The organism is Ahrensia marina, assembly GCF_001293565.1.
GTDB classification, from domain to species: Bacteria; Pseudomonadota; Alphaproteobacteria; order Rhizobiales; family Rhizobiaceae; genus Ahrensia; species Ahrensia marina.
The window spans coordinates 31171-45648 of sequence record NZ_JXMU01000010.1; the positions used below are offsets into that span (position 1 = coordinate 31171).

The 14478-nt window shown below is 49.9% G+C and carries 15 protein-coding genes and 1 tRNA gene; 4 read left to right on the forward strand and 12 right to left on the reverse strand.

Annotation, left to right across the window (positions count from 1 at the left end):
- Positions 1–91: 91 nt before the first annotated feature.
- Positions 92–167 (reverse strand) — tRNA-Thr (locus SU32_RS07620).
- A gap of 127 nt (positions 168–294) precedes the next feature.
- Here SU32_RS07620 and SU32_RS07625 point away from each other — a divergent pair.
- Positions 295–1083, forward strand: coding sequence for an NAD kinase (locus SU32_RS07625; protein ID WP_053998761.1), 789 nt, complete (start codon positions 295–297; stop codon positions 1081–1083).
- Positions 1084–1221: 138 nt separating this feature from the next.
- Positions 1222–2691: a DEAD/DEAH box helicase gene (locus SU32_RS07630; protein WP_201454897.1), complete on the forward strand. Its 1470-nt coding sequence runs from the start codon at positions 1222–1224 to the stop codon at positions 2689–2691.
- Here the strand turns inward: SU32_RS07630 and SU32_RS07635 are convergent.
- The 10 genes from SU32_RS07635 to SU32_RS07680 form a co-directional block, all read right to left on the reverse strand.
- Entirely contained in the window at positions 2678–3028 is a 351-nt protein-coding gene (locus SU32_RS07635; RefSeq protein ID WP_053998762.1) for a TfoX/Sxy family protein, read from the reverse strand. The genes SU32_RS07630 and SU32_RS07635 overlap by 14 nt on opposite strands.
- 3 nt (positions 3029–3031) lie before the next feature.
- Positions 3032–3415 (reverse strand): Fe-S cluster assembly scaffold SufA, encoded by a 384-nt coding sequence (sufA, locus tag SU32_RS07640; protein ID WP_053998763.1) that lies wholly within the window; start codon positions 3413–3415, stop codon positions 3032–3034.
- Positions 3416–3481: 66 nt separating this feature from the next.
- Entirely contained in the window at positions 3482–3841 is a 360-nt protein-coding gene (locus SU32_RS07645; RefSeq protein ID WP_053998888.1) for an SUF system Fe-S cluster assembly protein, read from the reverse strand.
- Between the two features lie 11 nt (positions 3842–3852).
- Positions 3853–5073, reverse strand: a complete 1221-nt coding sequence (locus SU32_RS07650) for a cysteine desulfurase (protein WP_053998764.1) — start codon at positions 5071–5073, stop codon at positions 3853–3855.
- A gap of 7 nt (positions 5074–5080) precedes the next feature.
- Entirely contained in the window at positions 5081–5737 is a 657-nt protein-coding gene (locus tag SU32_RS07655; RefSeq protein ID WP_053998765.1) for a hypothetical protein, read from the reverse strand.
- A complete protein-coding gene (sufD, locus tag SU32_RS07660; protein ID WP_053998766.1) occupies positions 5730–6935 on the reverse strand; it encodes a Fe-S cluster assembly protein SufD in 1206 nt (401 codons plus the stop codon). The genes SU32_RS07655 and sufD overlap by 8 nt, the downstream gene beginning before the upstream one ends.
- Positions 6936–7006: 71 nt before the next feature.
- Positions 7007–7765 (reverse strand): Fe-S cluster assembly ATPase SufC, encoded by a 759-nt coding sequence (gene sufC / locus SU32_RS07665; protein ID WP_053998767.1) that lies wholly within the window; start codon positions 7763–7765, stop codon positions 7007–7009.
- 88 nt (positions 7766–7853) lie between these two features.
- Positions 7854–8177 carry a GIY-YIG nuclease family protein gene (locus tag SU32_RS07670; RefSeq protein ID WP_053998889.1) on the reverse strand — a complete coding sequence of 108 codons (324 nt, stop codon included), beginning with the start codon at positions 8175–8177 and terminating at the stop codon, positions 7854–7856.
- A gap of 138 nt (positions 8178–8315) precedes the next feature.
- Positions 8316–9785: a Fe-S cluster assembly protein SufB gene (sufB, locus tag SU32_RS07675; protein ID WP_053998768.1), complete on the reverse strand. Its 1470-nt coding sequence runs from the start codon at positions 9783–9785 to the stop codon at positions 8316–8318.
- Between the two features lie 167 nt (positions 9786–9952).
- The gene (locus tag SU32_RS07680) at positions 9953–11113 is read right to left on the reverse strand and encodes a cysteine desulfurase family protein (RefSeq protein ID WP_053998890.1); all 1161 of its coding nucleotides are present in this window, start codon (positions 11111–11113) and stop codon (positions 9953–9955) included.
- Between the two features lie 168 nt (positions 11114–11281).
- Here SU32_RS07680 and SU32_RS07685 point away from each other — a divergent pair, with 168 nt between their 5' ends.
- Positions 11282–11956, forward strand: coding sequence for an alpha/beta hydrolase (locus SU32_RS07685; RefSeq protein ID WP_053998769.1), 675 nt, complete (start codon positions 11282–11284; stop codon positions 11954–11956).
- Here SU32_RS07685 and SU32_RS07690 read toward each other — a convergent pair.
- The gene (locus SU32_RS07690) at positions 11949–13052 is read right to left on the reverse strand and encodes an anhydro-N-acetylmuramic acid kinase (RefSeq protein WP_053998770.1); all 1104 of its coding nucleotides are present in this window, start codon (positions 13050–13052) and stop codon (positions 11949–11951) included. The two genes, SU32_RS07685 and SU32_RS07690, sit on opposite strands and share 8 nt — an antisense overlap.
- An 83-nt stretch (positions 13053–13135) precedes the next feature.
- Between SU32_RS07690 and tyrS the strand changes: the two genes are divergently transcribed.
- A complete protein-coding gene (gene tyrS / locus SU32_RS07695) occupies positions 13136–14389 on the forward strand; it encodes a tyrosine--tRNA ligase (RefSeq protein ID WP_053998771.1) in 1254 nt (417 codons plus the stop codon).
- Positions 14390–14478 lie beyond the last annotated feature (89 nt).

Here is a 14478-nt window from a genome sequence, read left to right on the forward strand (position 1 = left end):
GGCTGGGCGATAAATGGTAGCCAAAAAAGACCGCGCTGCTTACTTCTAATTTCGAAGGAACATTATAAAACAGCTAAGTCATTGAAAAGAATGGTGCCCCCACACGGACTCGAACCGCGGACCTACTGATTACAAATCAGTTGCTCTACCAACTGAGCTATAGGGGCAACGAGATGCGAAATAGCATAATTTCGCCTGCTGTAAAGGCCTTATCTGCACCTTTGCTAAATCATTGTGTTTGAATTACAAAAAACTACATTATTTTTGCAGACTCTGGATAGAAATAGGCACTAAATGCGCGACGAAGACCCGAACCACACCATCCACGCGCTTCATTTTGTCTCTTCAGGCACAGAATCAGCCGATGAAGCCGCCCATTTGCTGGCTTCCATCTATGGACAGAGCAGTTCAGAGGATGCCGACGTTATTGTAGCGCTGGGCGGCGATGGCTTCATGTTGTCCACAATTCACAAATTTATGAATCAGGAAATTCCAATTTACGGCATGAATCGCGGTTCGGTCGGTTTTTTGATGAACGAATACAGTGAGACCAATTTAAGAGAACGCGTCAGCGAAGCGACATCGGAAACAATTTGCCCGCTCCGCATGAAAGCGGAAGACGAAGACGGCAATATTTCGGAAGCATTGGCGATTAATGAGGTCTCTCTGTTTCGCCAGTCGTATCAGGCAGCAAAAATACAAATCACTGTCGACGGCAAAACCCGTCTGGAAGAATTGACCTGTGACGGACTAATGCTGGCCACTCCCGCCGGCTCAACCGCTTATAATCTTTCTGCTCAAGGCCCGATCATACCGATTGATGCGCCCCTTTTGGCGCTCACACCGGTCAGTCCGTTCCGGCCACGGCGCTGGCGCGGCGCATTATTGCCCAATCAGGTCACTGTCCAGTTTGACGTTCTGGAAAGCGAAAAAAGGCCGGTTAACGCGGTTGCCGATCATTGTGAAGTAAAGTCCGTCCGGCGCGTGACCGTGTCCGAAGCACGTGATTTAAGAAGCACAATTCTGTTTGATGCGTCCCATTCCTGGGACGAGCGCATCCTTGCCGAACAATTTAAATATTAATTCAACTTTTATGCATCCCGTTAAATTTGTGCTTTAAATGTCATTCTAGCCGTTCAAATCGCCGGAAGTACCGCAAATTACTATAGTTTCATTGACATTGCAGGCGATACTGCCTATCGGCAAGCATGAGCTGCGCCCATGCGGGGAGTAGCGGTTTTTGTTAAACAAAACGGAATTCCATTGGTCTCATTTGCTGACCTCGGCCTATCACAAAAAGTATTGCAGGCCGTTGAGGATGCTGGTTACAGCCAGCCCACCCCAATTCAAGAAGGTGCGATACCGCACGCGCTTCAAGGCAAAGATGTTTGTGGCATTGCCCAAACCGGAACAGGAAAGACTGCTTCTTTCGTTCTGCCTATGATTACGCGGCTGGAACGCGGCCGCGCACGTGCGCGTATGCCCCGCACATTGATTCTGGAGCCGACACGCGAGCTGGCCGCACAGGTCGGTGAGAACTTTCAAAAATACGGCAAATATCACAAGCTCAATGTTGCCCTGCTCATTGGCGGCGTATCCTTTGGCGATCAGGAAAAAAAGCTGGAGCGCGGTGCTGATGTTTTGATCGCGACGCCGGGCCGCCTGCTCGACCATTCAGAGCGTGGCAAACTGCTTTTGACCGGTGTTGATATTCTTGTGATTGATGAAGCGGACCGGATGCTGGATATGGGATTTATTCCTGATATCGAGCGTATTGTTTCGCTAATTCCGTTTACGCGGCAAACATTGTTTTTCTCCGCGACGATGCCGCCTGAAATTCAGCGCCTAGCTGATAAATTCCTGCAAGGCCCTGTGCGTGTTGAAACAGCCAGACCCTCAACCACCGCAACCACGGTTGAACAACGTCTTATCAAGACCGGCGGAAAAGATTACGAAAAACGCGCAACTTTGCGCGATGCGCTGAAAAGCCAGGATAATATCAAGAACGCTATAATCTTCTGCAATCGCAAGCGTGATGTTTCGACAGTTTGGAAATCACTGGAAAAACACGGCTTTTCCGTTGGCGCTTTGCACGGTGATATGGATCAAAGATCACGGTCGCAAATGCTTCAGGGTTTCAAAGACAATGAAATCCAAATTCTTGTGGCATCTGATGTTGCTGCGCGCGGCCTCGATATTCCGGATGTCAGCCATGTCTTTAACTACGATATTCCAATTCACGCTGAAGATTATGTTCATCGGATTGGCCGCACCGGACGTGCCGGACGTGAAGGACAGGCTTTTTCTCTTGTTGAAAAATCAGCGACGAAATATTTGGACGCTATTGAAAAGCTCATCGAAAAGAAAATCGACTGGATAGAGCTGCCAGGCAGCGCTGCTGATAACAACGATGCCAAGGAAACGGCTGAGCCAAAACGCAAGAAGCGTGGAAATAACCGTAAGCGCGGCGAAAAATCGGATGAAAAAGTCGAACAGTCGGCTTCGGAAAACGTAACAGACAACGCGAAAGACGAGCGCAAAGCGAAAATCAAAGAAAACAATGCCAAGAAGAAATCAGGTAAGGACGATGATCGCCAGCGCAATAAGAAGAAGGTTGATAACGACAACAATCAACCAACGGGCTTTGGCGATGAAGATTCCATACCGGCATTTATGTTTAACGGCCGCTAAGGACGTTAGCGCAGGCCTTTCTTGCACGTAATGCAGCGTTAAATGCCTGTCTGGCAAACGGCGCCATTTCTTCGGCGCTTTCCGTTGCCTGTTCAGGCGCAGACCAGTAAGGCATCAAAACTTTCTTGCCGGACTTGCTGTTATTGTAGGTCCAGCGCGTCATGCCAGCAGCTTCGTAATATTCACTGCAATGCTCATCACCTTTGAGCATTAGTTCGTCTTTGAGAATAACGGCGAAAATCATACCATCAGCATATATGCCCAGGCCGCCAAACATTTTTCGGAAAGAGAGCGAACCGGCCCCTGCAAACAAGTCTCGCAGGAAGTCCTCGTCCAACGCTTAAACCTGCCCGCGCGCTTCTGCGAGTTCTTTTAAATCTGCCGGTTTAAGCTCGACAGATTCACCGCAGCCACAGGCTGATGATTGGTTAGGATTGTTGAACACGAAGCCGGTACGTAGCTTTGTCACTTCAAAGTCCATCTGTGTGCCCAACAGATATAACATTGCAGCCGGATCAACCCAGACATCGGCTCCGTCATGGGAGATGTGGTCGTCTGCACTGTCCGGTTCTGTAACCAGATCAACAGTATATTCCATTCCCGCGCAGCCGCCTTTTTTAATGCCGACACGAACACCTTTGGCGCCCTCGCCAGCTCTATTGGCAACGATCTCGCGAACACGGGTCGCTGCAGCATCAGTCATAGTCATTATGGCAAAAGCCATGGGATTTCTCCATATTCAACTAAACTAAATGTAAGCGCAACCTTTGCAATCTACAAGGCGTAACCGTCAGTACATACCTACGGCGATTTGCGCTTCTTCACTCATACGGTCAGGTGTCCAGGGTGGGTCGAAAACCATTTCGACCTCAACATCCATCACACCTTCAACACCGCGCACGGCATTTTCCACCCATCCCGGCATTTCACCGGCAACAGGGCAGCCCGGCGCGGTCAATGTCATTTCGACTTTAACTGTGCGGTCATCCTCAATATCAACTTTGTAAATCAGACCAAGTTCATAAATGTCAGACGGAATTTCCGGATCATACACGGTTTTGAGCGCCGCAACGATGTCATCCGTCAGGCGCGCCAACTCCTCTTTGGGAATGGCGCTTGTTTCGGCTTCTGTTTTTGCTTCTTCAGTCATAAGCCACAATCCTACTCAAAAAATGTCCGCGCTTTATCCAAAGCGGTCACCAGCGCATCAACTTCTTCGCGCGTGTTATACATACCAAAGGATGCTCTACATGTGGAGGTTACACCGAAGCGTTGCAAGAGCGGCTGTGCACAATGTGTGCCTGCCCGAACAGCGACACCGGATCTGTCTATCAACATGGAAACATCGTGTGCGTGAACACCCTCCATTTCAAATGAAATGATAGCACCTTTATCCGGCGCATTGCCAATAATTCTCAGCGAGTTCAAATGTCCCAATTGTTCGTTGGCATATTTAAGCAAATCATGCTCATGCGCAGCTATCTGCTCCCGCCCGATACTTTCTACATAATCAAGCGCCGCGCCCAGTCCAATGGCCTGCGCAATCGGGGGCGTTCCTGCCTCAAAACGGTGAAATCCGCTGTTATAAGTAACATTGTCTTGTGTCACTTCCGCGATCATGTCCCCGCCCCCCATAAAGGGCTGCATCTCATCTAAAAGCGCGCGTTTGGCATAAAGAACGCCGATGCCGGACGGACCATAAACCTTGTGACCTGTGAATACGAAAAAGTCGCAATCCAGATCCTGCACGTCCACCGGCATGTGCACCGCGCTTTGGCTGCCATCGACAAGCACTTTAATACCGCGCTCATGCGCTAAACGGCATATCTCTTTGATCGGAACAACAGTGCCTAAAACGTTGGACATATGAGTAATGGCGACAAGTTTCGTCTTGTCAGTCAGCCGTTTTTCAAATTCGGTAATATCAAACGCGCCATCATCGTCGACAGGTACCCAAACCAGCTTGGCACCATGGCGCTCCCGCAAGAAATGCCACGGCACAATATTGGAATGATGCTCCATGATTGAAACAATGATTTCATCACCTTCGCCAATGTTGGGAACGCCATAACCATAGGCGACAGTATTGATCGCTTCTGTTGCTGATTTGGTAAAAACAATTTCCTCAACAGAAGGTGCATTCAAAAATCTTCGTACTTTCTCGCGTGCGCCTTCATAGGCGTCCGTGGCCGCATTGGACATAAAATGCAGGCCGCGATGCACATTGGCATATTCATGCTTATAGGTGTGATTGAGCGCGTCAATAACCTGAAGCGGCTTTTGCGCCGATGCACCATTATCCAGATAGACCAGAGGCTTGCCATAAACCTGGCTGGCTAAAATCGGAAAATCTTCGCGAATTTTATTGACGTCATAAGCCATATAAATCTCAAATCTGCAGTGCGGGTTGAATGCCAAGCAAATTACTATCCGGCAAAATCACGCCGTAAGCGGTCGCAATTGCAAGCATTAAAAGGAAATGAACAACGGTGACGACAATTGCTATCGGCCACGATATTTCACCGCCAAAACGGGCAACGATAATCGTATAAAAGGCAGCAATCAGACCGATTGCCATCATGCCAAATTGTTCACCAAGCACGATTATGCCGCCGGCAACACCATCTTGAGCACCCAAGAACAGCAAGCCAATCAGTAATTTGCCAAGCAGGCCAATTACAAAAGCGCCCACAACCGTCGATGCAAGGCTAAGCTTGGCAGCGAACAGACGTGTAAATCGCGCTTTGCCGCCAAAGCTAACAATCAGCCCAAACAAAAGCCCAAGTGCAATTGTAAAAAATATAATATAGGCAATGGTTTGCGAGACAACGTCAACAAAGCTCGCAGGCTCACCAAGCCCGCCCGGCATTTGGCTTAAGATGAGTTGAAGCCCGCCTGCCACAACCGCCAACAAAATCAGTACAATAAAGGCGGAGCCAAACGACAATTGACGTTCAGCCGCATTTCGAATTGTACTTACCGGCAGCAGGAAAACTTTCAAACTGTCGGCAAGGTAATTGCCGAAGGCTGCAATCGGATTAGCCATTGGCTTCTAACCAGGCACCAATCCGTGTTTCAAGCGCTTCAACCAATGGCTCATTGTCGATTTCCTCAATGGCTTCATCAACGAAAGCTTCAACCAGCAGCGCACGTGCCGTACGTTCTGTAATGCCGCGCGCACGCAAGTAGAACAGATGATCTTCATCCAGTTCCGCCACTGTTGCACCATGGGCACAGATCACGTCGTCGGCGAAAATTTCCAGTTCCGGCTTTGCTGAAAAACCGGCATCGTCTGACAAAAGCAAAGTGTTACATGCCATCTGCGCATCGGTCTTCTGCGCAATTTGATGCACTTTGATTTGCCCCTGAAATACGCCCTGACCTTTTCCGGTCGAGATATTGCGGAACAATTGTTCGGAAACCGTATGAGGTACGGTATGGCTTAGAACAGTTGTCACATCGATATGGCTGTCACCGCCGATCAGATTAACGCCCTTAATGTCAAGGTTGGAGCCTTCGCCCTCAACCAGCACAACGACCTCACGGCGGATAAGCTTGCCACCGGCGTTAAATATCACGACATCGAGTTCGGCGTCTTTGCCAAGCACAACACGCAACTGACCAAGCTGTACCGCATCAGGGCCTTTTTCGCATGTAGAGACATAGGTTGCCTTGGCACCTTCAGCCAATGAAATCAGGGTAACGTCGGATGAAAACCCGTCTTTCCCGCACACTGACTCGACAATAGTAGCTGATGCGCCTTCGCCTAAAGAGACAACATTGCGCGCATGGGCACCGCGGTTTTCAATTGATAAAGGCACATCGACCGTTTGGCCCGCCTTAACTGCTGCGATTGAACCGCAGGTGGCCAATGCCGTATTGATCTGGCCAATGGCATCGTCGCTCTCAACCGGAGCGAACTGCGCCTTGTCAGCGCTCCAAGGCGAAATAGTAACGCCGGCGACAGAAGTATCGGCAGATAACACTTTGGAGCCAGCCAGCAAAGGAGCAGGCACACGCGAGTCCGTTGGCGCACTTAGATGCTTCATCGCCGCACGCAAATCCGTATAGTGCCAGCTTTCTATACGGCGCGTTGGAAGACCTTGCGCACGCAATTGTTCAATCGCCGCATCGCGCTGTTCTGACGCGTCTTTAGAACCCGATACCGCGCCACGTGCTGCTTCGCACAACTGGAACAGATCCTCTTCAGCAGCAGTATGTTTTATTGGAGCCTGAATATTCATGGCCTATCCTTTAAAATTCTAATTCACTGTTTCCAGCCCACGCATCGCAAGGCTGGCAAACTGCGCATTCATCAAGCAGCAGCTTCGGCGATGATGTCTGTGTAACCATTGGCTTCCAGCTCTTTGGCCAGTTCTTTATCACCGGTTTTGACAATCTTGCCTTTTGAAAGAACATGCACGCTGTCAGGCACAATATAATCAAGCAGGCGCTGATAGTGCGTAATAACGATGGTTGCACGATCCGGAGAGCGCAATGAATTGACGCCGTCAGAAACAATTTTCAGCGCATCAATATCAAGGCCGGAATCGGTTTCATCGAGAACACAAAGCTGCGGCGCGAGCAGTTTCATCTGCAAGATTTCCGCGCGCTTTTTCTCACCGCCGGAAAAGCCGACATTGAGCGGACGTTTCAGCATATCCATGGAAATATCCAGATCGCCCGCTGCTTCTCTCACCAGCTTGATAAAGTCAGGTGTTTTCAGTTCTTCCTCGCCGCGTGCTTTGCGCTGCTCGTTCATGGCAACTTTCAAAAATTGCATGGTGGCGACACCCGGAATTTCCATCGGGTATTGGAATGCGAGAAACAGACCCGCAGCTGCACGTTCCGACGGGTCCATTTCAAGAATGCTCTCACCATTGAAAAGAATGTCGCCGGAAGTGACTTCGTAATCATCGCGGCCCGCAAGAATATAAGACAAAGTGGACTTGCCGGAACCGTTCGGTCCCATGATCGCAGCAACTTCACCTGCTTTCACAGTCAGGCTCAAACCTTTGATGATCTCTGTGTCCGTATCCGCAATTTTCGCGTGTAAGTCTTTAATTTCTAGCATTTTTTATCCTTTCGTCATTCCCGGGCAAGACAAGCAAAGCGCAGTCGAAGAACCGGGAATCCAGAGCCGCAAGGCCCTGCTATTTAATTTAAACTCTAGCGCGAATTTCATCACTAGGATTATCGCGCACATAACAATTCTCGTACAAATCTTCCCAATCAGGATTAAAACCCTCAATTAATTCCAGTTTCCAGGCCCGTTTGAACTTCTTCAATTTCTTTTCCCGCTCAATTGCTAAGACAATGTTGTCATGCCGCTCGTACCAAACCAGATCTTTGCAATTATACCGCGCTGTAAAACCCTTACTCTGTGCCGTCCGGTGTTCGTGTGCTCGACCTTGCAAGTCGCTTGTAACACCGATGTATATCGTCCCATTCCGTTTAGATGCCATTATGTAAACCCAGCCGGACATCGCATAATTCCCTTTTAGCGCATCGTCCTCGGACACCCACTCCGGGTGTAGAGAACCCAATTAACGGAACCCGCAAAACTGTATCCCCGGTTCTGCGAGTTCGCTATGCTCGTCTTGCCCGGGGATGACGACAAAGGATCATCCCACGCTGCCTTCCAGGCTGATGCCAATCAGTTTTTGGGCTTCAACGGCAAATTCCATCGGCAGTTCCTGAATAACTTCCTTCACAAAGCCGTTGACGATAAGCGCAATGGCTTCTTCTTCCGGAATGCCGCGCTGCATACAATAGAACAGCTGGTCTTCAGAAATTTTCGACGTTGTCGCCTCGTGTTCAAACTGCGCCGTCGCATTATTGGCCTCAATATAAGGCACTGTATGCGCTCCGCACTGATCACCGATCAGCAGCGAGTCACACTGGGTGAAGTTGCGTGCATCAGTTGCTTTGCGGTGAGCCGAAACACGGCCGCGATAGGTGTTTTGCGAACGACCTGCAGAAATACCTTTTGAGATAATACGGCTCTTTGTGCGTTTGCCCAGATGGATCATCTTGGTACCGCTGTCGATTTGCTGCGCACCATTGGAGACCGCGATGGAGTAGAACTCGCCCTGGCTGTCATCACCGCGCAAAATGCACGAAGGATATTTCCATGTAATGGCTGAACCGGTCTCAACCTGCGTCCATGAAATTTTAGAGCGGTCGCCACGGCAATCGCCGCGTTTTGTCACGAAGTTGTAAATGCCGCCCTTGCCTTCAGAATCGCCCGGATACCAGTTCTGCACCGTAGAATATTTGATTTCCGCGTCTTCCAGCGCAACCAGTTCGACAACGGCTGCATGAAGCTGGTTTTCATCGCGCTGCGGTGCTGTACATCCTTCAAGATACGAAACATACGCGCCCTTCTCGGCAACGATCAGCGTGCGCTCGAACTGGCCCGTATTTTCCGCATTGATACGGAAATAGGTGGAAAGCTCCATCGGGCAGCGCACACCTTCCGGCACATAGACAAACGAACCGTCGGTAAATACCGCGCAGTTGAGCGCTGAATAATAATTATCCGATACCGGTACAACAGACGCCAGATATTTCTTGACCAGTTCCGGATGCTCACGAATGGCTTCCGAAATAGACATGAAGATCACGCCGGCCTTTGCCAGCTCTTCCTTAAAGGTTGTGACAACCGATACGGAATCAAAAACCGCATCCACCGCAACGCGGCGTTCCTGCACACCGGCCAGAATTTCCTGTTCAGCTAGCGGAATGCCCAGCTTTTCGTATGTTGCCCGAATTTCAGGATCAACATCATCCAGCGTTTTCGGGCCAGACTGGCCTTTTGGCGCCGCATAATAGTAAATGTCGTTAAAGTCGATTTTTGGATAGCTGACCCGCGCCCAATCCGGCTCTTCCATCGTCAGCCACCGACGATAGGCATCAAGACGCCACTCCAGCATCCACTCCGGCTCTTCCTTCTTGGCCGAGATAAAACGGATGACATCCTCAGAAAGGCCTTTAGGCGCCATATCCATTTCAAGAATGGTCTCGAAGCCATATTTGTACTGGTCTACGTCTATCTGTGCGACCTGATCGATGGTTTCCTGAACCGCTGGCATAAAATGCTCCCTCAAAGAGTATGGGTAAGCGCGCATATGGCATTATCCATCCGCGCAAAAAGTTCCTAACGTTGAAATAGTCATTTTTCTACATTTGAAAAGTTCTAAAGTAGAAAAAGTTGAGTAAAACCGTAAGTTTTTTGTCACCAACACAAAAAAAACTCCGTTTAGCGCTTCATTCGGGCCATAATTTGCGCAAATGCCTCCAAAAAAGCATCAATCTCGTTTTTAGTCGTTTGCAAGCCAAATGAGACTCTAATCGCCCCCTCTTCGCCCTCAACGCCCATCGCTGTCAACACATGACTGCGCCCGACTTTACCTGACGAGCAGGCCGATCCGGCAGAAACTGCGAATCCGGCCAAATCAAAATTGATCTGTAATGTTTCCGCTTTGGCGTTCGGGACGGTGAAAAAACTTGTATTGGGCAAACGGTCGGCAACTTTATTCTCATCCTGACCATGGATGACAATATCGGGAAGTATCTTCCGCAATCCGGTCTCTAAATGGTTTTGCATATCAGCGAGTGTATTAAAGCGGTCACTTGAAAACTGCGCGGCCTCCGCAGCCGCCCCGAAACCGGCAATATTCATAACAGCTTCGGTGCCGCCACGATGGCCACGTTCCTGCCCGCCGCCTCTTATCAGTGGCAACGGCATGACCAGATCGGAAGCGGCAACAACGGCACCTGCGCCCTTGGGACCACCGATCTTGTGCGACGACAAGATGAGATAGTCTGCGCAAGTATCTGTTATATCAAATTTAATACGTCCGACCGCCTGAACGGCATCCAGCACAAACATGCCACCTGCCGCTTTGATGATTTTGCCGATCTCGGCAAATGGCTGGATAACGCCCGTTTCATTATTGGCTGCATGGCACACAACAAGCGGCAAACCGCCCGATTTGTCATGCGCGTTCAGCATTTCTTTCAGCGCATCTATATCCATAACGCCGCTAGCGAGCACCGGAATGAGACTGATACGCTCTTTGTCAAACTGCCCACCGGCAAGCGTACACGGATGATCTGCCGCACAAACGTAAAGATGGCTTATCTTCAAGGGCGACCGTCCCATCGAATAATGGGGGGTAAGAAGCATTTGCGCAGCTTCTGTCGCGCCTGACGTGAAGATGACATGGTCAGGTTTGGCACCCACCAGCGCGGCCACCTGCCTGCGTGCTTTTGCAACAATTGCTTTGGCCGCCCGTCCGCTCGCATGCACAGAAGAGGGATTCGCATTGATGTCCAATGCGTCGATAATGGCCGCACGTGCTTCATCTAAAAGCGGCGCAGCAGCATTATAATCCAGATAAGTGGATGTTTTTGCCATCGTTTGCTTAATCCATGTCGGATTTTCTTGTAATTTGCACCCCAAACCCATTAAGAGTGCGTTCAATTCTTTCTATTTGGAACAATCAACGCGCGCCATCAAGAACAGCTAAAGCAAATAAATGATTTGCCACAGCATGATATGCGTCCGTGACGATGTGGAGACTATATGCCTGAGGTAATTTTCAACGGACCTGCCGGACGTCTGGAAGGCCGTTATCAACCAGCCGCCGATAAACACGCACCGATTGCAATGATTTTGCATCCGCATCCGCAATTTGGCGGAACGATGAACAACAAAATCATCTATGACCTGTTTTACATGTTCCAGCAGCGCGGTTTTACAACACTGCGCTTCAATTTTCGTTCGATAGGCCGAAGCCAGGGTGAATTTGACCACGGTGTCGGTGAACTCTCCGATGCAGCGAGCGCACTGGACTGGGTACAATCGCTACACCCTGAAGCACGTGCGTGCTGGGTTGCAGGCTATTCCTTCGGTGCCTGGATCGGCATGCAACTATTGATGCGCCGCCCGGAGATTGAAGGATTTATGTCAATTGCGCCACAGCCAAACACATATGACTTTGCCTTTTTGGCGCCCTGCCCGTCATCTGGCCTGATTATTCACGGTTCAGAAGACCGTGTTGCGCCGCCAACCGCTGTGCAGGGACTTGTTGAAAAATTGCACCTGCAAAAAGGCATTCTCATCACGCAGAAAACCATGGAAGGTGCAAACCACTTCTTCCAGGGGCAGGAAGACGCTCTGATTGAAAACTGTTCGGAATATCTTGATGCGCGTCTGCGCGGTGAATTGGTACCGGACGTTATCAAAAAGCTTAAATAGCTTTTGCAAAAACACCGCCCGTCACCGGCTTGTCACAGCCGGTGGTGGACGGAAAAGTAAGCGGCAGTCCTTTTAAAGACCGCACAGCGAGATAGGCCCACGCTTCCGCTTCCATCATATCGGCATTAAAGCCATAACTTTCCGATGCAGCGACCGTAACATCATCGCCGGCCACTTCATTTAAATAGCGCATGATAGAGGCATTGCGCGCGCCACCGCCTGAAATAATCAGCATCTTCGGCATACGCGTTAGGTCCGCTGCCGATTTTGCAATGGCGTTCGCTGTCAGCTTTGCAAGCGTCGCCGCGCCGTCAGAAAGCTCCATTCCTTTGACATAGTCTAAAGTGAAATCACCCCGATCAAGTGATTTCGGCCCTTGGCGCTCAAAGAAAGGCAATTGCAAATAGCGCTCAACAATTGTGTTATCAGCGATGCCTTCACCGGCAATGTGGCCGCCATCGTCATATGGAATACCAGCTTCGCTTTGCACCCATTGATCAAGCAGTGCATTACCCGGCCCGCAATCAAGCGCAATCGGATCTTCGCCTTTAAATACAAATGTTGCATTGGAAATGCCGCCAATATTGACAAATCCTACTCCGCCATTTTGTGTGTCTTCATCAAGCTGCGCAGCAAGCGCCTGATGATAGACCGGAACCAAAGGTGCTCCCTGCCCGCCATGGACCATATCATTGGCACGCATATCAAACACAACATCCATACCGCTTTCACGCGCAAGCGCAGCCCCGTCGCCCAGTTGCACGCTATAACCTTCGCCCGGCCGATGAAGCACAGTTTGACCATGAAAACCGACCACATCTGCAATCTCGCCAAGCTGTGCAACAGCATAGATATGCCAAGCGGTAATGGCGCGTTCCACGTCTGCCAAACAGCCCGGCCGCCCCTGCCGGTTAGTCATGCTTTGCGCGTCAACTAACGCTCGTTCAATCTGCTTTTTGAAGTCAGGATTGTAGTCCAGAGCGGTACTTTTCAGCGGCTTAACGTAATCAATGCCATCGGTTTCAATTAGCGCCACATCAATACCATCCATTGATGTTCCGCTCATAAGACCGATGGCACGCATGATTTGTTTCATTGAACTACTTCCAAAGCCGACATAAACGGTGCTAAACGCCCCGCAGAACTAACAAATAACGAAACACTACGGAATACAAAACCATGTCCGCTTACAAGTCCGACTTTCTCAATGTCATGCATGATCGCGGTCTGATCCACCAAATTTCAGATCCTGACGACTTGGATAAACAATTGATGACTGGTGAGCCGCTAACCGCCTATGTGGGCTATGATGCGACGGCAACAAGCCTTCATATCGGCAATCTGATTTCCGTAACAATGCTCTACTGGTTACAGCAAACGGGCCACCGTCCCATCACATTGATGGGAGGCGGAACTTCCATGGTCGGTGATCCGTCTTTCCGTGATGATCAACGTCAATTGCTGACGACCGATAAAATCGAAGAAAACATTGCAGGCATCAAGAAAATCTTCAGCCGTATTTTGAAATATGGTGACGGTCCAACCGATGCGATCATGGTTAACAATGCTGACTGGTTGTTGGAGTTCAAATATGTGGACTTCCTGCGCGATGTAGGCCGCTTCTTTTCGGTCAACCGGATGCTATCCTTTGATTCAGTCAAAACCCGACTTGACCGCGAACAAAGCCTCTCATTCCTGGAATTCAACTACATGATCATGCAGGGCTATGATTTTGTAGAACTCAACCGCCGTTATGGTTGTGTGATGCAGATGGGCGGCTCCGACCAATGGGGCAATATCGTCAATGGTATCGACCTTGGCCACCGCATGGAGCAGAAACAGTTTTATGCGCTAACCACGCCGCTGCTGACAAAATCCTCCGGCGAGAAAATGGGTAAATCCGCCTCCGGCGCAGTTTGGCTGAATGGCGATTTATTTTCGCCTTATGATTTCTGGCAATATTTCAGAAACACTGAAGACGCCGATGTCGCGCGTTTTCTAAAAGTGTTCACACGCCTGCCCCTTGACGAGATCGCGAAAATCGCAGCTCTTGGCGGTGCGGAAATCAATGAAGCCAAGAAAATTCTGGCGACAGAAGCGACAGCCGTTGTGCATGGCCGTGATGAAGCTGACAAAGCGGCGGAAACAGCGCGTTTGACCTTTGAAGAAGGCGCGGCGGCAGCAACATTGCCAACCATTGAAGTCGAAAAAGCCGAACTTCATGACGGCATTGGCGTCCTTTCAGCTTTCGTCAAAGCCGGACTCGCAGGCTCCAACGGTGAGGCACGGCGTAACATCAAAGGCGGCGCGTTCAAAATAAACGACAAGCCGGTCACCGATGACAAAATGACAGTCAATGACAGCCACCTCGTCGATGGTGCGATCAAACTTTCAATGGGTAAAAAACGTCACGTTCTCGTCAAGCCGGTATAATGCTGGCTTAGAGCATGTCAGGAAAAGTGGGAGCCGTTTTTCCGCCCATACTCAAAAGGTTAGAGCGTGGATGCGATTTAGTGAAAAGC